Source organism: Mycobacteriales bacterium, from assembly GCA_035550055.1.
Taxonomy (GTDB): Bacteria; Actinomycetota; Actinomycetes; order JAFAQI01; family JAFAQI01; genus DASZTV01.
Genome location: DASZRO010000095.1, coordinates 71,544 through 96,626 on the forward strand (window position 1 = coordinate 71,544; position 25,083 = coordinate 96,626).

Below are 25,083 nucleotides of genomic sequence, written 5' to 3' on the forward strand. Positions count from 1 at the left end.
GTAGCCCTACAGCAACACCGATGTGCGATCCGCTCTAGACGACGGTGCGGCGGCTGTCCGGAGCAACCAGCCGGCGGGCGTCGGCGTTGACGTCGTCGGTCTGCTCCTGGGACAGCCGTTCGGCCTCCACCCGCGCGATGTACGCCGCGACCTCCGCCTCGCGGGTCTCGTCGGTCCAGCCGAGCACGCCGCTGAGCACCCGGGCAGCCGCGGCCGCGGAGTCCACCCCGCGATGGCGGGTCTCGATCGAGATCCGGGTACGACGGGTCAGCACGTCGTCGAGGTGCAAGGCGGCCTCGTGGGTGGCCGCGTAGTGCACCTCGGCCAGCAGATAGAGGCCGGCGCCGGGGATGGGCTCGAGGAGCTCGGGGTGCTCCGCGGCCGGCGCGAGCACGTCTTCGAGCATGGCGCCGTAGCGGTGCAGCAAGTGCTCGTAGCGCCAGCGTGGCAGCCCGAGGTCTGCGGCGAGCGACTCGGCCTGGTTGGCCAGCGCGTGATAGCCGTCGGCGCCGACCAGCGGGATGTGCTCGGTGACGCACGGCGGCGCATGACGGCCGAGATCCTCGACGGCGGCATCGACCGCGTCACGCGCCATGACGCGGTACGTCGTGTACTTCCCGCCGGCGATCGAGACCATCCCGCGAGGCGAGCGGCTGATGGCGTGCTCACGCGAGAGCTGCGAGGTCTCCTCCTGCTCACCGGACAACAGCGGTCGCAGCCCGGCGTACACCCCCGAGATGTCTTCACGGGTGAGGGGGACGGCGAGGACCTCGTTGACGTGGCGCAGCAGGTAGCCGATGTCGACCCGGCTCGCCGCGGGGTGCGCCTTGTGATAGTTCCAGTCGTCATCCGTCGTACCGATGATCCAGTAGTCGCCCCACGGGATGACGAACAGCACCGACGTCTCGGTGCGCAGGATCAGCCCGGTCTCCGAGGAGATCCGGTCCCGAGGTACGACGATGTGCACCCCCTTTGAGGCACGCACCTTGAACTCGCCGCGCGAGTCCGCGAGCCGCTGCACGTCATCGGTCCACACGCCGGTCGCGTTGACCACCACGCCGGTACGCACGGTCGCCGACTCGCCGGTCTCGGTGTCGCGCAGCTCGGCGCCCACGATGCGGCCGCCTTCACGGACGAAGCCGACCACTTCGGTCGACGCGCGCACGATCGCGCCGTACGCCGCAGCGGTCCGCGCCAGCGTCAGGGTGTAACGCGCGTCGTCGCACTGCGCGTCGTAGTAGCGGATGCCCCCGACGAGGGCGTCCCCGCGCAGGGCCGGCGCCAGCGCCCGAGCGCCTCGGCGAGTGAGATGCCGGTGCCGTGGCAGGGCGCGCGACCCGCCCATCGCGTCGTAGAGCACGAGCCCGGCGCCCACGTACCCGCGCTCCCAGCCATGGCGGGTCAACGGGTAGAGGAACGAGACGGGTCGCACCAGATGCGGCGCGAGCCGGGTGAGGACGAGATCGCGTTCCTTGAGCGCCTCACGGACCAGCGAGAAGTCCATCTGCTCCAGATAGCGCAGGCCGCCGTGGAACAGCTTGCTCGACCGCGACGAGGTGCCACTGGCGATGTCGCGCGCCTCGACCAGCGCGGTGGACAGGCCACGGGTGGCCGCGTCCAGCGCCACCCCGGCACCGGTGACGCCGCCACCGATGACCAGTACGTCGACCGCGCCGCCGTCGAGAGCCTTCCAGGCGTCCTCGCGAGCCTGCGGCCCGAGCTGCGACGTACCTCTCACTGAATCAAGCGTAATGAGCAGTGCTTGCTGCCGCTAGCACTCGGTCATCACTGACCCATGCTGATCCGGAACACCGGGTGCTTCGGCGCGATCGCGGCGAGCTCCGCGTCGCTGGACGTTGCGCTGACGCCGTCGAAGAAGACGCCGACCTCGGCCTTCCAGCGCTTCAGATAGGCGCGCAGGATCGGCGCGCGTTCCGCCTCACCTAGCTCGACCGCGGAGAATCCCTGGCGGCGCCGCCCGATCAGCAGGACACCGTCGCCGGCGGCACGCAGGTTGCGCACCCACTGGGTCTCGCCGCGGGGTGCCACCAGATAGCTCACCCCGTCGACGGTCAGCAGGTTCACCGGTGTACGCCGCGGCTCGCCCGTGGTGCGGCCACGCACTTCGAGCACCCGTGAGCCCCACACCGACAGCCCGAGCCGGGTGAACAGCTCGACGGTCGCGTTGAACACGTGACGGGTGAACCACCCGGGCTTCTGGTAGTGCGGTTCGCTCATGATCGCGACCTTAGAGGGTGACGATCGAGGTGTGGAGCCGCCTTGGAGAATCGAACTCCAGACCTATTCATTACGAGTGAATCGCTCTACCGACTGAGCTAAGGCGGCGCGCGCCGCACGCGGCGCGACCCGCAAGAGTCTAGAGGATCGAGCGAGGCCTACTTGCAGACCGTGCCCGGCTTGGGTGGCACCAGATCCAGGACGTACTTCGCCACTACTGAGTCGACACAGGAGTCCTTGTCGACGTAGGCGGTGTGACCGTCACCGTCGTGGGTGAGCAGCACGCCGGAAGACAGTTGCGCAGCCAAGGCCTTCGCCCACACGAGCGGCGTGGCCGGGTCGCGGGTCGTGCCGATGACCAGGATCGGCGGTGCACCGACAGCGTGGACGGGGTGCGGCTTCTCGACCGGCGGCACCTTCCAGAACGCGCACGGCAGCGAGCCGTACTCGATCGCCGCTCCGAAGTGCGGTGCGACCTTCTCGAACTTCGCGGCGGCCCGTTCGTACGCCGAGACCGACGTCGGCGAGGGACGGTCGATGCAGTTGATGGCGAGGTTCGACTCGATCAGGTTGCTGTAGGTGCCGTTGCTGTTGCGCCCGGTCAGCGAATCGGCAAACAGCAGGACGCCGGCCCCGTTACCGCTGTTCGCGGCGGTGAGCATGTCGATGAGCTGCGGCCAGTCCGAGGTGGAATACAGCCCTGCCGCCAGCCCCTCGAACAGTTCGCCCGCGCCGACGAGGCGGCCGTCCGAGGTCAGCGGGTGAGCGGTGAGCCGGGCGATCAGGTCGTCGATCCAGCCCATCGCTGCCGATTCGCTCGACCCGAACGGACACTTGCCCTGGCCGACGCAGTACGCCAAGAAGTCGTCCAGGTCGGTTTCGAACCCCTTCGCCTGCACCAGGTTCGAGGCGGTGGCGGACTCGGCCGGGTCGAGTGCGCCGTCGAGGACCATCGCCCGGATGTGGGTCGGGAACAGCTGTGCGTATTTCGCGCCCAGATACGTTCCGTACGACGCGCCGTAGTAGGTCAGCTTCGCGTCGCCGAGCGCAGCGCGCAGGACGTCCATGTCCCGTGCCTCGTCGATGGTGCCGACGTGCTCGAGGTAGTCCCCGTTCTTCGCGTAGCAGGCGTCCGCGAACTCACGACTCTGCCGGATCGTCGCCGCCCGCTGCGCCGCGGTCGTGGGGTCCGGGTCGAGGTTGACGTAGGCGTCGAGCTGAGGTCCGGTCAGGCAGCGGACCGGATCGGAGGCGCCGACGCCGCGCGGATCGAACGACACCAGATCGAGATGGCTCATGAGTGGCTTGAACAGGTCGCCGGCCTCCTCGACGAACTGCACGCCGGACGCACCCGGGCCGCCAGGGTTGACGATCAGCGATCCCTGCGGCGTGCCGCTGGACTTCTCCTCGATCACCGCGATCCGCAGCGTGCGCCCGGCTGGTCTGCGGTAGTCCAGCGGGACCGTCAGCTTGGTGCAGCGCAGCCCGTCGGCACAGCCGTGCCAGATCAGCTTCTGGTCGTAGAACGGCGCGAGTGCCGCCGGGGTGCTTGCCCCGCTGCTCGACGATCGCGCCGGTTGCACCAGCGGCGCGGAGCTCGTCGACGTGCACCCGGCGACCGCGGTGACCGCGGTGAGGGTGGCGAGAAGAACGCAGGCGAGTCTGGGGATGGCGGTCTCCTCGGTCAGCCGGTCCGCAAGGACACGCACATTGCCTCGACGGCGAGCATCGGGGCGACGTTCGCGTCGATCGCTTCGCGCGCGGCGAGGACCGCCTCGATCCGGCGCAGCGTCGCCTCCGGCCTGGACGCCTCGGCAAGCTCGCGGACCGTCGCGCTCAGGTCGGTGTTGATCAGCTCCACCGGCGCGCCGAGCTGGTGGGCGAGAACGTCGCGATAGAACGCCGCCAGGTCCACGAGCGCTCGATCGAGCACGTCACGTTGGGTACGCGTCGCGCGTGACTTCTGCCGTTTCTCCAGATCCGACAGCGCGCCGGCGACGCCGCGCGGTTTCGGCATGCCGCGTTCGCCGGTGTCACCGTAGGACTCGCGCAGCGCGGCCTTCTCGTCCTCGTCGAGCCGTGCGCTCACCGCGGCGGCCTCGGCCTTCGCCGCATCGACGAGCGCGGCTGCGGCGGCGAAGCAGCCCCCGACCGTCGCGACCCGGGTAGGCACGGTGAGCACCTCACGCCGATGGCTGGCCGCCTCCCGGTCGGTGGCGAGGCGACGCGCCCGGCCGATGTGCCCTTGCGCGGCACGGGCAGCGTGTTCGGCGTCCTCGGCAGCGATGCCCTCCGACCGCAGATGCTCCGCAACCGCGGCGTAGGGCGGGACACGCAACGTGACGATCCGGCATCGTGACCGGATCGTCGGCAGCAGGTCGTCGGCCGAGGGCGCGCACAGCAACCACACTCCGCGCGGGGGCGGCTCCTCGAGGGCCTTGAGCAACGCGTTGAGAGCTTGCTCGGTGAACCGGTCTGCATCCTCGACGACGGTGACCTGCCAACGTCCCCGGCTCGGCGCCATCGCCGAACGGGTCACGAGCTCACGGGTCTCCGCAACGCCGTACGACAGACCGGCCGGGGTCACGATCCGCACGTCGGCGTGGCTGCCGGCCATCGTCGTGCGGCACTGGTGACACTCGCCGCACCCGCCGTCGGGGCACTGCAAGGCGGCGCCGAAGGCGCGCGCTGCGACGGAGCGTCCCGACCCGGGCGGCCCGGTGAACAGCCAGGCGTGCGTCATGCCCGCGCCGTCCTCGCCGGCGAGCACCGCGCGGGCTGCCGCCGTTGCGGCCTGCAGCTGTTCGACGACCCGGCTCTGGCCGACGAGCCGGTCGAAGACGCTCACTTGCCCACCGCCGACGCGCTGCTCCGCGGGGCCTTCAGCCGCGACGTCGCGGCGAGCTTCGGCCGCAGGACGGCGACCCGCTTGCTGACGGCGGCGTGGATGCGATCGGGGGCGCCCCCCGCGTCGAGGACCAGGTAGCGCGCGCGGCCATGAGCGGCCAGCTGCAAAAACATCGCCCTCACCCGGCGGTGGAACTCGACGCTTTCGTCCTCGAGCCGGTCCCCCGGCCCGCCTCGGCGCCGAAGCCCGACCTCGGGCGCGATGTCCAGGACGACCGTGAGATCCGGAAGCAACCCGTCGGTTGCCCACGCCGACAACCGGCGCACCTCGCTGTCCGGCAGCGAACGGCCGGCGCCCTGGTAGGCAAGCGTCGAGTCGACGTAACGGTCGCTGATCACGACCGCGCCGCGTTCGAGTGCCGGTCGCACCACCTCGCTGACGTGCTGGGCGCGATCCGCGGCATAGAGCAAGACCTCGGCGACCGCGCTGAGCTCGGCAGACTCCCGGGCGAGCAGGACTTGGCGCAGCTTCGCACCGATCGGCGTCGCGCCCGGTTCGAAGGTCACGACGACTTCGTACCCCGCCTCGCGCAGCTCGGCGGCGAGCAGCTGCACCTGTGTGGATTTCCCGGCGCCTTCGCCGCCTTCGAACGCGATGAACAGTCCGCCGTTCGTCCCGCGACCGAGCTGTGGGTTGTGCCGGCGCAGGACGGCGATCAGGTCGGCGCGCAACGGGATCTCCGGCCGATCGTCCATCAGCCGGTAGCAGACCGTGCCGAGCAGGATCGCGAGCAGCCCGGCCGCGAACAGCGTGACCGTCACTCCGTCGAGGCGGATGCGCGCGTCGGACACGTGCACCGAGTGCGGGCCGATGCGCCCCGCGATGGCCGGCGCCGCCGCAACCATCGCGAGCAGCACGAGCCGCATCAGGTTGTAGATGTAGGCGAAGGTGCGTCCCCGCAGCTCGTCGCTGACCTCCTGACCGACCAGGGTCAGCGAGACGACCCAGACCATGCCGGCCCAGAACCCGAGAACGGCGGTCGCGAGGATCGCCAGCGCGAGGTTCGGGACGATCGCCAGGATCGACAACGTCACACCGCTGCACACGATCGCGAGCCCCACCAGGCGCCGTCGCGACAGGCCGCCGGCGACCTTCGGGCCGAGGAACATCCCGCCGGCCAGACCGACGAAGACGGTGCCGAACAACGTGCCGTACGCCGCCTCACCGCCCTTGAGGTCGACCGCGAACGCCTGCGAGAGCCCGATGACCGCCGCGCCGGCGCCGGTCGCCCCGCAGATGCCGAGGATCAGCCCTTTGAGCCAGCGTTGGGCGCCGAGGAACTCGATGCCTTCGGTGATCGAGCGCCACAGCCCGACCTGCTCGCCGTGCTCACGGTTGATGACGGTGCCGGCTCGCGAGCCGGCGATCTCGGAGAGGTTCAGGATCGTGATCGCCGACACCAGGAAGGTCAGCGCGTCGATGTAGAGCGAGAGGTTGGTGGGGTTGGTGCGGAACCAGTGGAACTTGTCGGCGAGCACCCGGTTGACGAAGGAGAGCGCCGCGAACAGCGCCGCAGCGATGGCCCCGAACCCGTACGTCGTCACGAGGCTGAGCTGGTTGGCGGTCTCGAGCCGCTCCCGCGGCACCAGGTTCGGAATCGAGGCTTCCTTGGCCGGGATCCAGAACAGGCTGTTGCACTCGATCAGGAACGTCGCGACGAGCAGCCACCACAGCGACAGGTAGAGCGGGATCGACAGGAACAGCCCGAACCGGACCAGGTCCGTGACGACCATCGTCGTACGCCGGTTGAACCGGTCCGCCCACGCACCGGCGATCGGGCCGATGAGCAACGCCGGCAGCAGCCGCACGAACAGCACACCAGCGATCGAGTAGAGCCGGGCCGAGTACGACGTCGACAGGTGGTAGGCCAGCGACGTGGTGGCAAGGAACCCCAGCCAGTCACCGAGGCTCGACAGCGACAGCGAGATCCACAACCGGCGAAACGACTTGATGCCGAGGACCGCGCGCAGCTCGTTCTCTCGCGGCGGAGCGGCGACGACCTCGTTGAGGTCGTGCATGTGCGCCCCGTTGCGGAACAACCGACGTGGGCGAGGCATGGCCCCTACACGCTATCGAGCGAGCGGGCCCGTCAGCGCGAGTCGAAAAGCACCCGAACGCAATCTTGATGCCGGTCGTTACTGCGCCGTTTTCTTCGCCGTCTTCTTCGCGGGTGCCTTCTTGGCCGTGGTTCGCTTGGCGGCCGTCTTCTTGGCGGCCGTCCGCTTTGCGGGGGCACGCTTGGCGGTCTTCTTCGCCGGCGCAGCGGCGCGCCGCTCGGCGAGCAGCTCGGCAGCCCGCTCGGGGGTGAGCGCCTCGACCGTGTCACCCTTGCGCAGCGAGGCGTTGGTCTCCCCGTCGGTGACGTACATCCCGAACCGGCCTTCGCGCACGACCATCGGTTTGCCGCTCGACGGGTCGTTGCCGAGCTCTTTGAGCGGCGGCGCGGCGGCCCGACGGCCGCGCAGCTTCGGCTGGGCGAACAGCGCCAGCGCGTCATCGAGGGTGACGGTGAACAACGCCGCCTCGGACTCGAGCGAGCGAGAGTCGGAGCCCTTCTTCACATACGGCCCGTAGCGACCGTTGAGTGCCTCGATCGGCTCGCCCGACGCCGGGTCGCTGCCGAGCACGCGTGGGAGCGAGAGCAGGCGCACCGCGTCGGCGAGCGTCACGGACTCGATGTCCATGTCCTTGAACAGCGACGCGGTCTTGACCTCGCCGCCGTCGAGCGGCTGCGTCGTGACGTACGGGCCGTAGCGGCCGCTGCGGACCAGGATCGGCTCGTGGGTGTCCGGATGCTGGCCGAGCAACCGCTCGTCGCTGGTCTTGTTGAGCAGTGCGATCGCGCGCTCGACGGTCAGCTCGTCGGGCGGCAGGTCGTCGGGGATGCTCGCTCGCAGGTCACCCTTCTGCACGTACGGCCCGTAGCGGCCGACGCGGGCAACCACCTGCTCACCGTCTTCCGCCACGCCGATCGGCAGCGAGTTGACCTCCCGCGCGTCGATCTCGCCGAGCCGGTCCGTCACCAGCTGTTTGAGCCCGTTCGGGTCCAGCTCTCCGGTGGCGCTCGCGTTCTCACCGAAGTAGAACCGCGTCAGCCACTCGGCCGACCGGGTCTCGCCGCTGGCAATGCCGTCGAGGTCGTCCTCCATCGAGGCGGTGAAGCCGTAGTCCACGAGCCGCGTGAAGTGCTGCTCGAGCAGACCGATCACGGCGAACGCGGTGAAGGAGGGGACGAGCGCGGTGCCGCGCTTGAAGACGTAACCGCGGTCCTGGATCGTCCCGAGGATCGACGCGTACGTCGACGGCCGCCCGATGCCGAGGTCCTCCAGCGCTTTCACCAGGCTGGCTTCGGTGTAGCGCGCGGGGGGTGAGGTGGCGTGGCCCTTGGGCTCGATCGCCGTCGCGGTCAGTGACTGCGACTGCGCGACCTGCGGCAGCCGGCGCTCCCGGTCGCCGGCCTCGCCCGCGGCGTCGTCGTCGACCTCCTCGACGTAGGCGCGCATGAAGCCCGGGAAGGTGATGATCGTGCCGCTCGCGGAGAACTCGACGTCTTCGCCGGCGGGCGCGCCGGAGGCCGCGGCGGCAGTTCCGCCGACTCGCACCGTCACCGAGCGGCCGACCGCGTCCGCCATCTGCGAAGCAACGGTGCGCTGCCAGATCAGCTCGTAGAGCCGGAACTCGTCGTTGCTGAGCTCACCGCGCACCTGCGCGGGAGTGCGGAAGCTCTCTCCCGCCGGGCGGATCGCCTCGTGCGCCTCTTGCGCGTTCTTCACCTTGCGGTCATAGGTACGCGGCTGCTCGGGCACGTAGTCCGCGCCGTACAGCTCACGGGCTTGGGCGCGGGCGGCGTTGAGCGCCGTCTGCGACAGGCTCGTCGAGTCGGTGCGCATGTAGGTGATGTAGCCGTTCTCGTAGAGCCGCTGCGCCAGCGACATCACGAGCCGGGCGGTGAGCCGCAGCTTGCGGCTGCCCTCCTGCTGCAGCGTGCTCGTCATGAACGGGGCGGCCGGACGCCGCCGATACGGCTTCTCCTCCACCGACCGGACGGTGAAAGCGGTGTCGGCGAGCCGGCCGGCCAGCGAGACCGCGGCGTCCTCGTCGAGGTGGACGACGTCGGACTTGGTCAGCTGTCCGGACTCGTCGAAGCTGGCGCCGGTCGCGAGCCGCCGCCCGTCGATCGAGACCAGCGTCGCGTCGAACTGCGTCGGGTCGCCGGGCGCGGCCGGCGCCACGCCGGTGTCGAAGGTCCCTTCGAGATCCCAGTAGTCGGCGGACCGGAACCGGATCCTGGCCCGCTCCCGCTCGACCAACAATCGGGTCGCGACGGACTGCACCCGCCCGGCCGACAGCCGCGGCATGACCTTCTTCCACAGCACGGGTGAGACGCCGTAGCCGTACAGGCGGTCGACGATGCGGCGGGTCTCCTGCGCGTCGACCAGCGACCGGTTGATCTCTCGGGGGTTCGCCACCGCCTCGCGGATCGCGTCACGAGTGATCTCGTGGAACACCATCCGGCGTACCGGCACCCGCGGCTTGAGGACCTCCTGCAGATGCCAGGCGATCGCCTCGCCCTCACGGTCCTCATCTGTGGCGAGGTAGAGCTCGTCGACGGTCTTGAGGGCCGCCTTCAGCTTCGCAACCTGCTGCTTCTTGTCGGCGTTGACGACGTAGACCGGCTCGAAGTCGTGGTCGACGTCGATCCCGTAAGTCGCCCACAGGTGCTTGCGCTCGGCGGGCATCTCCGATGCGCCACCGGGCAGGTCGCGGATGTGACCGATCGAGGACTCGACGACGTAGCCGTCTCCGAGGTAGCCCGCGATGGTCTTCGCCTTCGCGGGGGACTCGACGATGACCAGCCGCCGACGGCCGTCGGAGCCGGCGCCGCCGGCCTCCAGGTCGTCAGTGTCGCTCGCCACGCGCAGGTCTCCTCGTTGGTCGGATATGGGGTTCTGCCGTCGTCGTCAAGGCTGCGGCCAAGCGTCCGGCGGGACGCCGTCCGGCCGGTCACCGATCAGCTCGACAAGCCTCGCGAGCCGTCGCCGGCCCACGATCCGGTACGCCGGACCGTCGGCCCGCGGCCCGACGAGTACGCCGGGAACTCCGACGGCGGACAGGGCAGACCCGACTGCGAGCCAGCCATGTTCGTCGTTCGCACCGAGCGCAAGGCTATACATGCCGCTCGCCGACCAGCCTGAAGCAAGACACCACCAGCGCAGCCGCGACCCGTCCAGGACCCACCCCGGCGGGGGGCACTTCACAGCGCCGCGACACCACGCGTCCGCAGTCTCGCGCAGCTCGGAAAGCCACGGCGTACCGACGGTCGTGCCGGTCTCTGCCGGTCCGACTTCGGCCTCGAGCCGCAGCGAGGTATGCATCTCTGCGGCGAGCGCGCCGACCCGCCAGTCCTCCGCGACAACGACGGAAACGCGTGCCGCATCACCGCGGCGGACCACTTGACCGTTGCCGGCGAGCAGACCCTCGATGTCGACCAGCGCAGGCTCACGCGCCATGGCGCCGAACAGCGAGAGCTGGCTCATCTCATCGATGATGCCCGCAAAAGCCGAAAGGGCGCCCCGGACGGGGCGCCCTTTCGGCTCGACGCAGGATCAGCGCGCCGTCTTCTTGGCGACTGCCTTCTTCGCGACTGACTTCTTGGCGACTGTCTTCTTCGCCGGCGCCGCCCGCTTGGCGGGAGCGCGCTTGGCAGGCGCCCGCTTCGCGGGGGCCGCAGGCGCGTTCACGACGGTGACGGGTGCGGACATCTCCTGCTCGGCCGCAGCGACCGCAGCCGCAGGAGCCGAGCCACCCGACGACGCCGACCCGCCGGCCATGTCGACGACCCGACGCTTGCTGATGAACACCGCGCCGACGATGAAGCCGACCGCGATGACGCCGACGACGACGCGAACCGCGGTGTTCTGGTGCGGGCCGTGCACGCCGTACTTCACGACAGTCGGAGCGATCAGCAGCGCGACGAGGTTCATCACCTTGATCAGCGGGTTGAGCGCCGGACCGGCGGTGTCCTTGAACGGGTCCCCGACGGTGTCACCGATGACCGTTGCGGCGTGCGCTTCGGATCCCTTGCCACCGTGGTTGCCGTCCTCGACCAGCTTCTTGGCGTTGTCCCAGGCACCACCGGAGTTGGCCAGGAAGATCGCCATGAGCACACCGGCTGCGATCGCGCCGGCGAGGTAGGCGCCGAGCGGCTCGTAGCCGAGCCAGAAGCCGGTGGCGATCGGGGCGAGGACCGCGAGCAGACCCGGCGTCGCGAGCTCGCGCAGCGAGTCGCGCGTGCAGATGTCGACCACGCGGGCATAGTCCGGGCGGACCGAACCGTCCATCAGGCCCGGGTTGTTGCGGAACTGGTCGCGCACCTCGATGACGACCCGGCCGGCGGCGCGTGCCACGGCGCTGATCGCGAGCCCGGAGAAGAGGAACACGACCGAGGCGCCGATGATCAGACCGAACAGCACGTTCGGCTTCGCGACGTTGAGCGTGATGCCGACGCTGCCGTCACCACCGACCGCGGTCGCGAACGAGCCGAACAGCGCAGTTGCCGCGAGCACGGCGGTCGCGATCGCGATGCCCTTGGTGATCGCCTTGGTCGTGTTGCCGACCGCGTCGAGTGCGGTGAGCACCACGGCGCCGTCCTCGCTGATCTCTCCGGACATCTCCGCCACGCCCTGCGCGTTGTCCGAGATCGGACCGAAGGTGTCCATCGCGACGATGACGCCGACCGTGGTCAGCAGGCCGGTGCCGGCGAGTGCAACCGCGAACAGCGAGAGCACCACCACGCCGTGGCCGAGCAGGAACGCGACGTACACCGCCGCGCCGATGAGGATCGCGGAGTAGACGGCCGACTCGAGCCCGATCGAGATGCCGCCGAGGATGACCGTCGCCGGACCGGTCAGCGACGCCTTGCCGATCTCCTGGACCGGCTTGCGGTCGACCTCGGTGAAGTAGCCGGTCATCACCTGGATCGCGCTGGCCAGCACGAGGCCGACGAGGACGGCGAGGAACGCCATCACCCGCGGGTTGCCGCTCAGGGCCGCAACCTGCGCCTGACCGCCGTGGACACCGAACTTCGCGTACGACGACGGCAGGAAGATGAACGTCACGATCGCGACGAGCACGGCCGAGACGAACGCCGAGATGAAGAACCCCCGGTTGATCGCGGTCAGTCCGGTGCGGTCGCCGTCGCGCGGCGCCGTCACCAGGACACCGATGATCGCGGTGAGGACACCGATCGCGGGGATGAGCAGCGGGAAGACCAGGCCGTCGCGACCAAACGCGACCTGACCGAGCAGGAGCGACGCGACGAGGGTCACGGCGTAGGACTCGAAGAGGTCGGCCGCCATGCCGGCGCAGTCGCCGACGTTGTCGCCCACGTTGTCCGCGATGGTCGCCGCGTTGCGCGGGTCGTCCTCCGGGATGCCCTGCTCGACCTTGCCGACGAGGTCTGCGCCGACGTCGGCGGCCTTCGTGAAGATGCCGCCGCCGACACGCATGAACATGGCCAGCAGAGCGGCGCCGAAGCCGAATCCTTCGAGCACCTGCGGGGCGTGGACCTTGAAGATCAAAGTCACGACGCTGGCGCCGAGCAGACCCAGCCCGACGGTCAGCATGCCCACCGTGCCACCGGACCGGAACGCGACGCGGGTGGCCCGCTTCGCACCCGACTGCTGCGCGGCGGCCGCCGTACGCACGTTCGCGCGGGTCGCAAGCGTCATGCCGGCGAATCCGACGAAAGCGGAGAACGCCGCGCCCACGAGGAAGAACACCGACCGGCCGACCTTCGCCCCCGTGGTGTCCGCCGGAAGGATGAACAGCAGGCCGAAGATGATGACCGCGAACGGCGCCAGGGTCTTGAACTGACGGCTCAGGTAGGCGCCGGCGCCCTCCTGGACGGCCTTGGAGATCTCCTGCATTCGCGGCGTGCCCTGGTCGAAGGCGAGCACCTCGCGAGCGAAGATCGCCGACACGACGAGGGCGATGAGGGCGACGGCGCCGACGATCGCGACGAGCTCGAGGTCCTTGTGGGACAGCGCGGCGCTGTTGGCAGTGACCGCGGTGTGGAGGGCAGCCCGGGGTACGAGGGCGGAGGGCGACATCAGCGTCCTTCGAATCGACGACATTGGCGTGAGGCATCCGACCCGGCACGCCAACGGCGTAGGACATGGACGCGCGGGTGTAGCGCGCAGATTCTAGTAGGCAGTTTGGCGTGAAGTGTCCACCGCCCCGCCTGCGCCTGAAAGGGCGTCAGAGCGCGCGGGACCGCGTCGCTACGACGCGCTGAGCTGGCCGAGCGCGTGGGCGCCGGCCGAGACCACCGGCCAGCGCATCTGCACCGTGGTCTGATTGCCGTCGGTGGTGACCAGCAACTCCTCGACGAGGCCGCTCACCACCGCGAGGCCGAAACCGGGTGGCAGCGAGTCCCATTCGCGGCCGCGCGGCGCGGCCGCGTCGTCCGCGAGCGCCCGACTCGACGCAGCAACCAAATCCATCGACTGGGTCGGGTCGTCGGCGAGCGTGCCGTGATTGATGACCTCGATGGTGAAGTGGCTGTGGTCGTCGGTGAAGCGCAGCCGAACCGGCTCGGTGTAGCCCTTCGCGAGGTGCACGCTCACCGCCCGCGAGCAGGTCTCACCCACCGCCAGACGGACTTCGTCCAGCAGATCCTCGCCGAGCCGGGCCCGCCGAGCCACTGCCAGCGCGATGAGCCGCGCGGTGCGCACGTGAGCCGTCAACGGCGAGAACCGCAGCTCGATGCTCGCCATTGCGGCGTACCCGCTGCCTACGAAGCGGTCGCGAGCGCCTCGTCGATGCTCGCGTGGATCGCGAACACCTTGGTCAGCCCGGTGATTCGGAAGATCTTGAGGATCCGGTCCTGACTGCACACGAGGTCGAGCGAGCCGTCATGAGTCCGCACCCGCTTCAGCCCGCCCACGAGGACACCGAGGCCGGTCGAGTCGAGAAAGTCGACCGCCTCGAGGTCGACAATCAGCTTGTACTGACCGCTCGAGACGAGATCGATCAGATGCTCGCGCAACTTGGGTGCGGTGTACACGTCGATCTCGCCACTGACGGCGACGACGGTGCGCTCCCCTTCCGTTCGAACCGATACCGAAAGGTCGGGATCCACGTCAGCCTCCAGCGGCCCATCACGGTGCAACTTCCAGTGCACCACCATCCAACCATCACCTCGCGCCTTACGCGGTCAGGGCTGCCGTGGTCGTCCCCCGCGGCTCGCGCCGACGTCATACCCCGCTGGCAGACTCGCTGAACGTGGTGCGACCGCTGGATTTGCTGCTGCCCCCCGGCAGCCCGCCGGCGTCCACCCCTTCGGCGTTCGCCCGGCGCGACCGCGTCACGCACATCGAGCAGGTGCCCGCCCGGGCGGCAGCCCACGCCCCGTGGCCCGAGTGGGTCGACCGAGACCTTCGCACCGCCCTGCAGGAAGGCGGCGTCACCTCGCCGTGGACCCACCAGGCCACGACAGCGGACTTGGCCTGGACCGGCGAGTCGGTCGTGGTCTCCACCGGCACCGCCTCAGGCAAGTCGCTGTGCTACCTGCTGCCCGCCCTGACGGCCGCCGCCACGAACGCCGGCTCCACGATCTACCTCGCCCCGACCAAGGCGCTCGCGGCAGACCAGCTGCGCGCCATCGCCGGACTCGGGCTCGACCGGGTGCGGGCGGCGACCTACGACGGTGACACGGCGATGGAGGACCGCGACTGGGTACGTCGCCATGCCGACGTCGTACTCACCAATCCCGACATGCTGCACCACGGCCTGCTGCCGGCTCACACCCGTTGGGCGTCGACATTGCGACGGCTCCGGTTCGTCGTGGTCGACGAGTGCCACCACTACCGCGGCGTCTTCGGGTCGCACGTCGCGCTCGTTCTGCGCAGACTCCGCCGCCTCGCCAACCACTACGGCGCCGACCCGGTCTTCATCCTCGCCTCCGCCACCGTGAGTGATCCCGCCACTACTGCGAGGCGGCTGGCCGGCTGCTCGGCGGTGGAGGTGACCGACGACGGCTCACCGCGCGGTCGCATCGAGATCGCGCTCTGGGAACCCCCACTCACCGAAGGAAAAGGGGAGAACGGCGCGCCGGTACGCCGCCCTGCCACCACGGAGGCGGCAACGTTGCTCGCGGACCTGGTGGCAGGCGGCGCGCGAACCGTCGCGTTCGTCCGGTCCCGGCGCGCCGCCGAGTCCGTGTCGCTGGGCGCCCGGCGAGCGCTCGAGGAGTCGGTCCCGGAGCTGGTCGAGCGAGTGGCCGCCTACCGGGCGGGCTACCTCGCCGAGGACCGGCGCGACCTCGAACGGGCGCTGCACGACGGTGCCTTGCTCGGCTTGGCCAGCACCAACGCCCTCGAGCTCGGGGTGGACATCAGCGGCCTGGACGCGGTGCTGATCGCGGGCTGGCCGGGCACCCACGCGTCCCTGTGGCAGCAGGCGGGGCGGGCCGGCCGCGACGGGCGCGACGCGCTCGCCGTGCTGATCGCGCGCGACGACCCGCTCGACACCTATCTGGTCCATCATCCGGCGGCCGTGTTCGGCCGGGCCGTCGAGGCCGCGGTGCTGGACCCGGACAACCCGCATGTGCTGGCTCCGCATCTCGCCGCCGCCGCCGCCGAGCTCCCGCTCTCCGAGGGCGACCTGCCGTCGTTCGGCCCCGCCGCGCCGGCGGTCCTCGACGCGCTGGTCGCCGACGGCCTGCTGCGACGGCGCCCCACCGGCTGGTACTGGACCGCGCGTGAGCGCGCGACCGATCTCGCCGACCTGCGAGGCACCGGCGGCGCACCGGTCCGGATCTGCGAAGCGGCCACCGGGCGGCTGCTGGGCACCGTCGACGCCGCGACGTCTCACGTGATGGTTCATCCGGGCGCGGTCTATCTGCACCAGGGGGCGACGTACACGGTCCGCGAGCTCGATCTCGACGAGTCGATCGCGCTCGTCGAGCCGTCGAACCCGGACTGGACCACCCATGCGCGCGACGTCACGAACGTCCAGATCGTCGACTCCCGCGTCGCTACCCGGTTTCGCGGCGTGACGCTGCATCTCGGCACGGTCGACGTGACCAGTCAGGTGGTGTCCTTCCTGCGGCGCCGGCTCGGGTCGGGCGAGGTGCTCGGCGAGGAGCCGCTCGCCCTGCCGCCACGAGACCTGCGGACGCAGGCCGCGTGGTGGACCGTCGACGACACGATCCTCGCGGCGGCCGACCTCGACGCGGCGACACTGCCGGGCGCCGCTCACGCCGCGGAGCACGCGTCGATCGGGTTGCTTCCCCTGGTCGCCACCTGCGACCGCTGGGACGTCGGAGGGCTGTCCACTGCGCACCACCCGGACACCGGCGCGCCGACCGTGTTCGTCTACGACGGGCACGCGGGCGGTGCGGGGTTCGCCGAGCGCGCCTACGAGCAGGCGCAGCTCTGGCTGACCGCGACCCGGGACGCGATCAGCTCCTGCGAGTGCGCCGCGGGGTGCCCCTCGTGCGTGCAGTCGCCGAAGTGCGGCAACGGCAACGAGCCGCTGGACAAAGCCGGTGCGGTGCGCCTGCTGTCGGCGGTGGTCGCCGCCTGCTGGGACTAGAAGGTCCGCTCGACGTACGGCCGGTCGACCGTCGCCGTCCTCGCGGGCGCCGCCGACCGGGCGAGCGGCCGGGCGCCGGGCTCGTCGTAGAACCCGTCGGTGCGCGAGACCCACGCCCGCAAGTGGACCGCGATCAGGATCAGCACGGCCGCAGCCGCGATGCCGCGCCACAGCGGCGGCAGGCTCAACCCGCTCTTGAGATCGTGCGCGATGCTCTGCGACGAGTCCTTCTTGGCGAGGACCGGCGCCGGGTAGTGGATCTTGCCGACCTTGCCGTCGGACCCGAGCGTCGTGGTCTTCACGCCGGGCAGCGACGGCGCGTGCAGCGTCAGCGACCCGTCGCCACCGGCGGCCGGCGGCAGCGCGTTGTTGACGTCGCCGCTGCCGTTCGTCTGGCCGAGATCGACCGAGCTGCCGTCGCCGTGCAGCGTGATGGCACCGCCGCCGTTGGTCGCCGAGCCTGACGTCCCGGACCCGCTGGTGCCGCCCGCGCCGGAACCGCTGCTCGAGCTTCCGCCGGCGGCGCCGCCGGCCGCACCGCCACTGGACTTGCCGCCACCGCTGTGGCTCTTCGACGGCGACGGCGTCGGTGTCGGCGGGGCGGGGAAGGTCACCTCAGCGGTGTCCGACGACGTGCTGGTGAGCTGCCCGCCGTTGCACGCGGCGTCACCGCACGAGCGAATGGCGACCAGCGAGAACTTCTCGGTCTTGCCCGCCGCGGACTCTCCGACGTCGACCGGACCGGCGAGGCAGGTACCCGCCGAGCACGGGTTGGTCGGCGACGTGAGGATCTCACCCGCCGAGTTCATGACCTCGTAGCCGGTGATGTCGGCTTCGGGGTTCGGCGACCAGGAGAACGTCGCGTAGGTGCCTCCGGCCGACTGCGCGCTGAAGCCGCTGGGCTTCGCCGGCGGAATCAGCAGGACGAACGTCGCGGACTGGGTCCGGCCCTGGTTGTTGAGCGTGACCGTGTAGGTGCCGTTGTCCGCAGGCGTGGCGCCGCCGTCCCACGCGGGATGGGCGGTGTTGACCGACGAGGACGACGGACTGAGCGTCACCGGTTTCGTGCAGCTCCCGGCGTGGCTGACCAGGGTGGAGTTCGTCACCCCCGGCCCTGCGATGGTCAGCGTGACCGTCGATGCCCGGCCGAGCACCTGGCAGGCGGGCTGGGCGGTCGCCTGGATCGACGGCGACTGGTTCTCGGTATAGGTATAGGAGCTGCCGCCCGCGACCGTGATCGAGTCGGCGGCGGCGGCGCCTGCCACCGGCGCGAACGCCATGACCGCCAGCGTCGCGACGCCGGCGCAAGCGAGTGCGCGGCCGAGCTTCCGGGAACGGCTCATCAGGTTCCCCCTTGCACGCTGGTCGGGCCGCCACCCCGGCCGACGTTGGGATTCGTCGGCGCGACCTGGACGGTCGAGCTGATCATCTTCAGCCGCAGCACGATGCGCTGAGCCGCCGAGCCCGGCGGGTTGCAGCTCGTCAACGTGAGCCAGTGACCGGTCGCGAGGTCGCCGTCCTGGCTGACGACCTCGGTGTCGTTCGGCTCGATGATGAACGGGTTGCCGTGCCCGTCGAAGGGGGCGACCACCTGATAGACGCAGTCGCCGATCGGGGTGTCGAGGGTGACGGTGTCGCCCTCATGCATGTCGTTGAGCCGGTTGAACGGTCGCCCGTACGTCGTGCGGTGTCCCGCGATCCCGACGTTGCCCTGCGCGCACGGATAGGGCGTCTCCGGGTAGTGACCGGCGCCGGCCTCGAGGGCGGCTTCGGAGGTGCCTTCGACGACGACCACGTTGACCTGCACCCGCGAGTTGTTGATCACCAGCCGGGTCAGACCCGACCCGGTCGGCACCTGGCCCTGCAGGTACTCGTCTTTGAACTTCGTGCTGTTCAGGTCCAGCGTCACGTGACGCTGCCGCTGGGCGCCGATCAGGTCGGTCACCGCCGGGAAGGCGAAGATCGACACCGCGCCGACGCAGAGCAGAGCGGTCAGCGCAGAGACCGACTTGCGCCCCCCGGGCCGGCGCAGCGCCAGGCCGATCAGGCCGCCGACCGGACGTGCCTGGGTCGCGGCCGAGCCCGGCAGGAACGACGGTTCCTGCGGTGCTGGGTGCGACATGACGGGGTGCCTCCGGACAGCGGTTGTTGAGTTGGACGCCGGTACGTGCCCGGCAGTTCCTCACTACGGGGCCCGTTTCGTTCAACGAAGTCAGCGTCCTCAAGGTTACGTCGGGTCCACCTCATCCGTTCCGCTCAAGTTTCCGGTGATCCGCGCGGAATCCGGCGTATTTCCGCCTCGATTCGCGGTCGGCGAGGCGAGGCCGACAGCCGCCGCCGTCAGCGGTTCGCAACGCTGGCGGGCCCGGCTCGCGCCCGCGCGCGGACCGGACCCAGACCGGCCAGGACACCCGGCGCCGTCATGGCGACCGTGACGTCGGAGATCCCGTCGGTGATCGAGCAGCTGACCAGCGTCGCCCCGTTGCGGGCGGCGAGATCGGCGCCCCGGTCGCACGCCGCGTTTTCACCGTCCAGTGCCGATGCGGCGGCGGCAAGAGCCGCGGCGTCCGCGGCCGCTCCCGCGCGATGCCGCACCTGGTCGGCAACGCCCACCATGACCACGACGCCGGTCAGCACCAGCACGAGCCCGATGCCGGCGAGCATCAAGACGGTGGCGCTCCCGCGCGTGGCGTCGGCGGTCGGCCGGTTCACGATGCCGGGGCCGCGATCGCGCCGGACTCGACCGCGGCCACCGAGTGCTGGCTGACGGTGAAGGCGCCGAACCGGCGCAGGATCCCGGGACCGGCCACCCGGTCGGTCACGGTCGCGGTGACGATCGACCCGTCGGTGACCACCTGCAACGTGGCGCCGGGCGGCGCGGCGCGCAACGCGGTCGAGCGAACCACCGTGAGTGGCTCGCCACGCGCAGCGAGCCGCGCCGCGGTCGCGGCCGCGTCGGCACAGCGCATGCTGTCGGTCATCGTGAGCACCCCGGCGACCGCCATCGCGACCACGACGACGAGCGCCGGAATCGACATCGCGAGCTCAGCGGTGACCATTCCCGAATCCCTCCGAGCCGGGTCGTCGCGCCGTGGCCCGGCCGAGCGCCGGACCCGGCCGGGCCACGGCCTCATCTACAGCCCGATCAGATGCAGTGCGTGGCTGAGCACACCCTTGATCAAGCTGTTGATCCAGTTGCCGCTGAGCACTTCGTAGAGAGCCGCAGCGAAAGCGCACGCCGCCACCGTGCCGATGCAGTACTCAGCGGTCGTCATCCCGTCGTCGCGGGCACGCAGTGCCCGAATCACCCGAGCCATAGCCGTCTCCTTCCCCTCCGGCCGCCGGCCGGTGCGGGTCGCGGCAGGATGCCGCGACAGGTCGAGCGTCGGGTCGTGGCGAGCTCCCGCTCGGGTCGCCCGGGACTGTTGTGGACGACGTCGTGAGCGGGAAGCGATGTGGCTCAGCGAAGGTGGGTGACGAGCCCGACGATCACGGGAACCACCGCGACGAGCACGAACGCGGGCATGAAGCAGAGTCCGAGTGGGATGACGATCCAGATCGACGCCTGCTGCACCCGCTGCTGGATCCGGCTGTGACGTTGGGCGCGAAGTCGGGCCGCGACGCGTCGCAGGTCGTCCGCGACGCTCGCACCGCTGTGCGTCGTGCGCCGCGTCATCCGAGCCACCGGCTCGAGCGCGGGGTCAACCGCCCAGGCCTGCCACGCTTCACTCGCCGGCGCGCCCCGGCGCAGCGCCGCGGCCGCGGCGAGGCAAGCCTCCCGGGTGACGTCGTCGCCGGCGACGCTTGCCGCGTCGAGCGCCGCGGGCATGGGCAAGCCCGCGGCAAGGCAGCCGGCGATCAGCTCCACGACGGCCGGAACCACATCCGGCGAGGCGCGACGAGGGCGCGGGTTCGGTTTCGCGACGGTCACGACCCCGATGGCGCACGCCAGTCCGACGGCCAGGCCGACGACTCCGTGGAAGCCGACGAAGCAGACCACAGCCGTCGCGACCGCGAAGGCCGGGCGCAGCCCTGCGGGCCGGCGACCCTCATCAGGTGGGTGCCCACGCGCCGGCGCCACGGCTCTCAGCCGCCGTTGCGCTGACGTCATCCCAGCGCCCATCTGGTCAACCGGCGGCTCGCCACGATGCCGAGGCAGTCCAGGATGATTGCGCCGGCGAGCAGGCCCCAGCCGACCGGGCGATACAGCAGAAGGTGAAGCGGATCGGCTCCGATCGCCTGCCCGAGGCCGAGTCCGATCAGCGGAAGGCCCGCGAGGAGCATCATCGTCGCCTGCGGGGCGGCCATCGCGGCCTGCATCTCCCGCCGAAGCGCATCTTCCCGGTCCATCGCTTCACCGAGCCTTTCGAGCACGAGCGCGACGCGACCTCCTGCCGCCTCGGTGACCCGCCAGGCCGCGGCAACCATTCGCAGCCGGCCGGCGCCAGGTGTGGCGGCGCCCGCTTCGAGCTCGGCGGCGGCGCTTGCGCCCACGTCGACCGATGCGGCGGCGGCATTGAGCAGCGACGCGAGCGGACCGGCGTTCTCGGCGGCGGCGACAAGCGCCTCTTTGGCCGTGCGGCCGGCGCGAAGCTCCGCGGCGAGAGCGAACGTCACCTCGACCACCGCCGCTTCGCAGGCGAGACGACGCCGGTTCGCCAAGCGCCTCGACCGCACCACGGACCCGATCGGGGGGACTAGTCCGGCTGCGGCGGCGAACCCGATCGGCACGTGGGCGGCCACGAGCCCGGAGCCGAACAACCCTGCGACGATCAACGACGAGCCGTGGGGCCGCGTCGCAGCGGGCGGCTCGGGTGCGGACTGGAGCACGGCGAGCCGACTGCTGGCCCGCCGAGGCCGGCTCAGCAGAACCGCCGCGACCACGAGTACCGCCGCTGCCCAGGTGGTCACGGCGCGGTCAGGCGTTCGTCCAACGCGTCAGCCATCGGGCCACGCACGACGCGATCGGACTCGAAGACGAATGCCGGCCGCACGGACGCCATGCCGTCCGCGCCGGGAGTCAGCATCCCGAGCCCGGCCATCCGGCGACGGCCATCCGCGGAGCGTGCCAGGTGGAGCACCACGTCGACGGCGGCAACAAGCAAGCTGTGCGCGGCCGCCCGCGGCACCCCCGCTTGACCGCACAGCGACTCGATCCGCGCCGGCAGGTGCTCGGCACGGTTGGCATGAACGGTGCTGCAACCCCCTTCGTGGCCGGTGTTGAGCGCGGCGAGCAGGTCGAGCACCTCTCCGCCACGGACCTCGCCCACGACGAGTCGGTCCGGACGCATGCGCAGCGCCTGGCGAACCAAGACGTCGAGGGTGACCGCCCCGACGCCTTCGGAGTTCGCCGGCCTGGACTCGAGGCGTACGACGTGCGGCCGGTCGGGTCGCAGCTCGGCGGCGTCTTCGACGAGCACGATCCGCTCGTGTTCTCCGACCAGCGACAACAGGCTCGACAGCACCGTCGTCTTCCCGCATCCGGTGCCGCCGGTCACCAGGAACGCCAACCTCGACGCGACGACCCGCCGCAGGAGGTCCGCGCCGGCGCTCGGCACCGAGCCGGCAGCAACCAGCGCTTCCATCGTGAAGACCCGACGCGGGGGCACCCGCAGCGAGATGCACGTCCCTTCAGGGGCAAGTGGCGGCACGACGGCATGGACCCGCGTGCCGTCGGCGAGTCGCGCGTCGGCGTACGGCGCAGCATCGTCGAGTCGGCGCCCAGCCGCGGCGACCAACCGGATCGCGAGGCGGCGTACCGCCGCTTCGTCGGCGATCCGCAGCCCTGACTGGACCAGCCCCTCGCCGCGATCGACCCACACCGGTCCCGCACCGTTCACCAAGACGTCCGTCACCCCCGGCTCGGCGAGCAGCGGCGCGAGCTGCCCGGCGCCGCCGAGCTCCGCGGCAAGCACCCCGGAGACGTCGAGCAGTGTGGACAGGCCGGCCGTCGGTGCCTCGTCGCGGACCGCAGCCGCGAGGGCGACCGGGTCGTAGCCGTCGAATCCGTGAGCGAGCCGGCGCCGGACCCGACCGGCCAGGTCCGGATCGCCGAAGGACGTCACGCCGCCACCGCAGCAGCACCGACGGCAGACAGCACGGCGGCGCAGGCGCTGGCCAGCGAACCGCGACCACCGCGCAGCGGCGGCTCGCCACGAACGGCGGCCTGACGGACGGCCGGATCCGTACGCAGCGCAGCGACGACCTCCAGGCCGAGGCTTGCCCCGACGTCGCCTGCCGGCAGGTTTGCACCGCCGGCGTCCCGGACGACGAGCCGCGGACTGAGCGCCCGGTCGCCCAGCGCGGCCAGCAGACAGCAGGCCGCCGCGACCGGCCTCACCTCGGCCGGCACGATCAGAACGGTCTCGTCGACGGCGTCCAGCAGGCGTTCGGCGACGACTCCCCCGCAGCGAGGCAAGTCGACCACGACCGTGGCGAACGAGCGTTTCGCCGCCTCGGTCACCGCGTCGATCGCGGCGGGGTCGATGGGCGGCGAGGTCGCCAGATCAGATCTGCCCCAGGCGAGCACCGCAGTCGACCCGACCCGGCACAGCGCGCCGGCGAACGAGTCAGGGTCGAGGCGCCCGCGCGTGGTGATCACGTCGCCCCACCGCAGCCCGGCGCTCGCTTCCGCCCCGAGCAGGACGTCGAGGCCGCCGCCGAGCGGATCGCCGTCGATCAGCACGGCGCTCGACCTGGCGGCGGCGGTCATCGCGAGCGCCGCCGAGAACGTCGACGTGCCGGCTCCGCCGCAGCCGCCGAACACGCCGATGACCCGACCGCTCGTGCCCAGCGGCCGATCGCAGCCGCGCAGCTCTTCCACGAGCTCGGCTTCGTCGGCGGGCAGTCGGATGAGGCGATGAGCGCCGAGGGCGAGCGCGGCTTGCCACGCACGGCCGTCCGGTTCGCCGTCGGCGACGACCACCACCCGATCGCGCCGGGGCAGTCCGGCCGCCGCGAGCGCGACGACCACGTCGGCGCCCGCGAGAACCACCGCCGCCTGCCGCCACGCCCCTCGAACCGCGGAGCTGTCGCGCTGGAGCTCACATCGGGAACCGGCAAGCGCGGCGAGCCGGCCGACATTGGCGGCCAGACCGTCGCGGGCGGTCACCAGCAGCGCTCCCGCCATGGGCGCCAGCCTGGATTACCTGACGTACCCGGAGTCGGGCCGTCTTGGCCCCTGTGGACGACGCAGCAGGGGGAAGTGGATCTGGGGGTGAAGTCGGCCGGGGGGCGAACACAGGACGGCCCCCGCCGGGGGGGTAGCGGGGGCCGTCTCAAGGCCCGGCTCCGGGGGGGTTCGAGCCGGACCAGCTCTGTGTCATCGAGCCAGGTCAATGCGTGCTGAGCGAGGTCTGCCCCCGTCGGCGCCACCGCAAACCTCGGATTTGCAAAGCTCCCTGTGACGCCTTGGTGAACTTCCCTGCGGGGTCGTGGATAGCCCTCGAATCTGGGGCGGAAGTGTCTATCGTGACCTCGTGTCCGATTCCGCGGCGTTCTTCGACCTGGACAAGACGATCATCGCGACGTCCAGCACGCTCGCGATGGGCAAGTCGTTCTACGCCGCGGGCATGATCGGCCGTCGCGCGGTCCTCAAGGGGGCCTACGCGCGGCTGATCTACCACCTTGGCGAAGTCGACGCCGAGAAGATGGACCGGATGCGCGACGACCTGGCCCGGGCCGTGGTCGGCTGGGAAGCGGACAAGGTGCGCGAGGTCATCGACGCCGACCTGCTCAACCTGATCAACCCACTCGTCTACGACGAGGCGGCGGCGCTGATCGAGTCCCACCACGCCGCGGGTCAGGCGGTCGTGATCGTGTCCAGCAGCGGCGAAGAAGTGGTGGGCCCGATCGGCGAGCTGCTCGGCGCCGACCACGTCGTGTCGAGCCGGATGGTCGTCGAGGACGGCCGGTACACCGGCGAGGTCGCCGTCTACGCGTTCGGTCCGTACAAGGTCGAGGCCATGCGCGAGCTGGCCGAGCGGTACGGATGGGATCTCGCCGACTGCCACGCCTACACCGACTCGGCCACCGACCTGCCGATGCTCGAGGCGGTCGGCCACCCGCACGCGGTCAACCCCGACCGCAGCCTGCGCCGCGCGGCCAGCGAGCGCGGCTGGGAGATCCTCGACTTCCGTCACCCGGTGCCGCTGCGGGAGCGGTTCGGCAAGCTCGCTGCCCCGCCACGACCGGTCGCAGTGGGCATCGCGGCGGGTGCGGTCGTCGCCGCGGCGGCGGGCTGGCGGGCGATCTCCCACCAGCGCAGCGCAGGCTGAGACCGCTGAGATCTGCGGCCAGGGCTTACGGTTGCGCCGCAGCGTCCTCGGGGAGGAGATCAC

General features: G+C 70.9%; 21 protein-coding genes and 1 tRNA gene. 2 read left to right on the forward strand and 20 right to left on the reverse strand.

Features of this window, described 5'->3' with window-relative positions:
• Positions 1 to 34: 34 nt before the first annotated feature.
• The 11 genes from VG899_14315 to VG899_14365 all read right to left on the reverse strand — a co-directional run bounded on the left by VG899_14315 (position 35) and on the right by VG899_14365 (position 14,288).
• Positions 35 to 1,738, reverse strand: a complete 1,704-nt coding sequence (locus VG899_14315) for a glycerol-3-phosphate dehydrogenase/oxidase (GenBank protein HWA67532.1) — start codon at positions 1,736 to 1,738, stop codon at positions 35 to 37.
• A 47-nt stretch (positions 1,739 to 1,785) separates the two neighbouring features.
• A complete protein-coding gene (locus tag VG899_14320) occupies positions 1,786 to 2,238 on the reverse strand; it encodes a nitroreductase family deazaflavin-dependent oxidoreductase (GenBank protein HWA67533.1) in 453 nt (150 codons plus the stop codon).
• Between the two features lie 32 nt (positions 2,239 to 2,270).
• Positions 2,271 to 2,346 (reverse strand) — tRNA-Thr (locus VG899_14325).
• 50 nt (positions 2,347 to 2,396) lie between these two features.
• Positions 2,397 to 3,947, reverse strand: coding sequence for an alpha/beta hydrolase (locus VG899_14330; protein ID HWA67534.1), 1,551 nt, complete (start codon positions 3,945 to 3,947; stop codon positions 2,397 to 2,399).
• Positions 3,923 to 5,086: a DNA polymerase III subunit delta' gene (locus VG899_14335; protein HWA67535.1), complete on the reverse strand. Its 1,164-nt coding sequence runs from the start codon at positions 5,084 to 5,086 to the stop codon at positions 3,923 to 3,925. The genes VG899_14330 and VG899_14335 overlap by 25 nt, the downstream gene beginning before the upstream one ends.
• Positions 5,083 to 7,203 carry a dTMP kinase gene (tmk, locus tag VG899_14340; protein ID HWA67536.1) on the reverse strand — a complete coding sequence of 707 codons (2,121 nt, stop codon included), beginning with the start codon at positions 7,201 to 7,203 and terminating at the stop codon, positions 5,083 to 5,085. The genes VG899_14335 and tmk overlap by 4 nt, the downstream gene beginning before the upstream one ends.
• Positions 7,204 to 7,281: 78 nt before the next feature.
• The gene (gene topA / locus VG899_14345) at positions 7,282 to 10,062 is read right to left on the reverse strand and encodes a type I DNA topoisomerase (GenBank protein ID HWA67537.1); all 2,781 of its coding nucleotides are present in this window, start codon (positions 10,060 to 10,062) and stop codon (positions 7,282 to 7,284) included.
• 45 nt (positions 10,063 to 10,107) lie between these two features.
• Entirely contained in the window at positions 10,108 to 10,683 is a 576-nt protein-coding gene (locus VG899_14350) for a hypothetical protein (protein ID HWA67538.1), read from the reverse strand.
• A gap of 69 nt (positions 10,684 to 10,752) precedes the next feature.
• The gene (locus VG899_14355; GenBank protein ID HWA67539.1) at positions 10,753 to 13,257 is read right to left on the reverse strand and encodes a sodium-translocating pyrophosphatase; all 2,505 of its coding nucleotides are present in this window, start codon (positions 13,255 to 13,257) and stop codon (positions 10,753 to 10,755) included.
• Positions 13,258 to 13,428: 171 nt separating this feature from the next.
• Complete coding sequence (locus VG899_14360; GenBank protein ID HWA67540.1) at positions 13,429 to 13,923, reverse strand: ATP-binding protein; 495 nt, start codon at positions 13,921 to 13,923, stop codon at positions 13,429 to 13,431.
• A gap of 17 nt (positions 13,924 to 13,940) precedes the next feature.
• Positions 13,941 to 14,288 (reverse strand): STAS domain-containing protein, encoded by a 348-nt coding sequence (locus VG899_14365; GenBank protein HWA67541.1) that lies wholly within the window; start codon positions 14,286 to 14,288, stop codon positions 13,941 to 13,943.
• Positions 14,289 to 14,452: 164 nt separating this feature from the next.
• On the opposite strand from VG899_14365, the gene VG899_14370 reads away from it, so the two are divergent.
• Positions 14,453 to 16,744, forward strand: coding sequence for a DEAD/DEAH box helicase (locus VG899_14370; protein HWA67542.1), 2,292 nt, complete (start codon positions 14,453 to 14,455; stop codon positions 16,742 to 16,744).
• On the opposite strand, the gene VG899_14375 is transcribed toward VG899_14370, so the two are convergent.
• From VG899_14375 to ssd, 9 genes are all read right to left on the reverse strand, one after another.
• On the reverse strand, positions 16,741 to 18,087 hold the full coding sequence (locus VG899_14375) for a hypothetical protein (GenBank protein HWA67543.1): 1,347 nt from the start codon (positions 18,085 to 18,087) through the stop codon (positions 16,741 to 16,743). The genes VG899_14370 and VG899_14375 overlap by 4 nt on opposite strands.
• The gene (locus tag VG899_14380) at positions 18,087 to 18,866 is read right to left on the reverse strand and encodes a class E sortase (protein ID HWA67544.1); all 780 of its coding nucleotides are present in this window, start codon (positions 18,864 to 18,866) and stop codon (positions 18,087 to 18,089) included. Before VG899_14380 ends, VG899_14375 begins: the two co-directional genes overlap by 1 nt.
• 218 nt (positions 18,867 to 19,084) lie before the next feature.
• Entirely contained in the window at positions 19,085 to 19,456 is a 372-nt protein-coding gene (locus VG899_14385; protein ID HWA67545.1) for an Rv3654c family TadE-like protein, read from the reverse strand.
• Positions 19,453 to 19,803 carry a TadE family type IV pilus minor pilin gene (locus tag VG899_14390; GenBank protein ID HWA67546.1) on the reverse strand — a complete coding sequence of 117 codons (351 nt, stop codon included), beginning with the start codon at positions 19,801 to 19,803 and terminating at the stop codon, positions 19,453 to 19,455. The genes VG899_14385 and VG899_14390 overlap by 4 nt, the downstream gene beginning before the upstream one ends.
• A gap of 75 nt (positions 19,804 to 19,878) precedes the next feature.
• On the reverse strand, positions 19,879 to 20,061 hold the full coding sequence (locus VG899_14395) for a DUF4244 domain-containing protein (protein HWA67547.1): 183 nt from the start codon (positions 20,059 to 20,061) through the stop codon (positions 19,879 to 19,881).
• Positions 20,062 to 20,204: 143 nt separating this feature from the next.
• Positions 20,205 to 20,825, reverse strand: a complete 621-nt coding sequence (locus VG899_14400) for a type II secretion system F family protein (GenBank protein HWA67548.1) — start codon at positions 20,823 to 20,825, stop codon at positions 20,205 to 20,207.
• A gap of 26 nt (positions 20,826 to 20,851) precedes the next feature.
• The gene (locus tag VG899_14405; GenBank protein ID HWA67549.1) at positions 20,852 to 21,655 is read right to left on the reverse strand and encodes a type II secretion system F family protein; all 804 of its coding nucleotides are present in this window, start codon (positions 21,653 to 21,655) and stop codon (positions 20,852 to 20,854) included.
• Positions 21,652 to 22,809: a TadA family conjugal transfer-associated ATPase gene (locus tag VG899_14410; protein ID HWA67550.1), complete on the reverse strand. Its 1,158-nt coding sequence runs from the start codon at positions 22,807 to 22,809 to the stop codon at positions 21,652 to 21,654. Before VG899_14410 ends, VG899_14405 begins: the two co-directional genes overlap by 4 nt.
• Entirely contained in the window at positions 22,806 to 23,873 is a 1,068-nt protein-coding gene (gene ssd / locus VG899_14415) for a septum site-determining protein Ssd (GenBank protein ID HWA67551.1), read from the reverse strand. The genes VG899_14410 and ssd overlap by 4 nt, the downstream gene beginning before the upstream one ends.
• Before the next feature lie 349 nt (positions 23,874 to 24,222).
• On the opposite strand from ssd, the gene VG899_14420 reads away from it, so the two are divergent.
• Positions 24,223 to 25,020 (forward strand): HAD family hydrolase, encoded by a 798-nt coding sequence (locus VG899_14420; GenBank protein ID HWA67552.1) that lies wholly within the window; start codon positions 24,223 to 24,225, stop codon positions 25,018 to 25,020.
• The last annotated feature ends 63 nt before the right edge of the window (positions 25,021 to 25,083 follow it).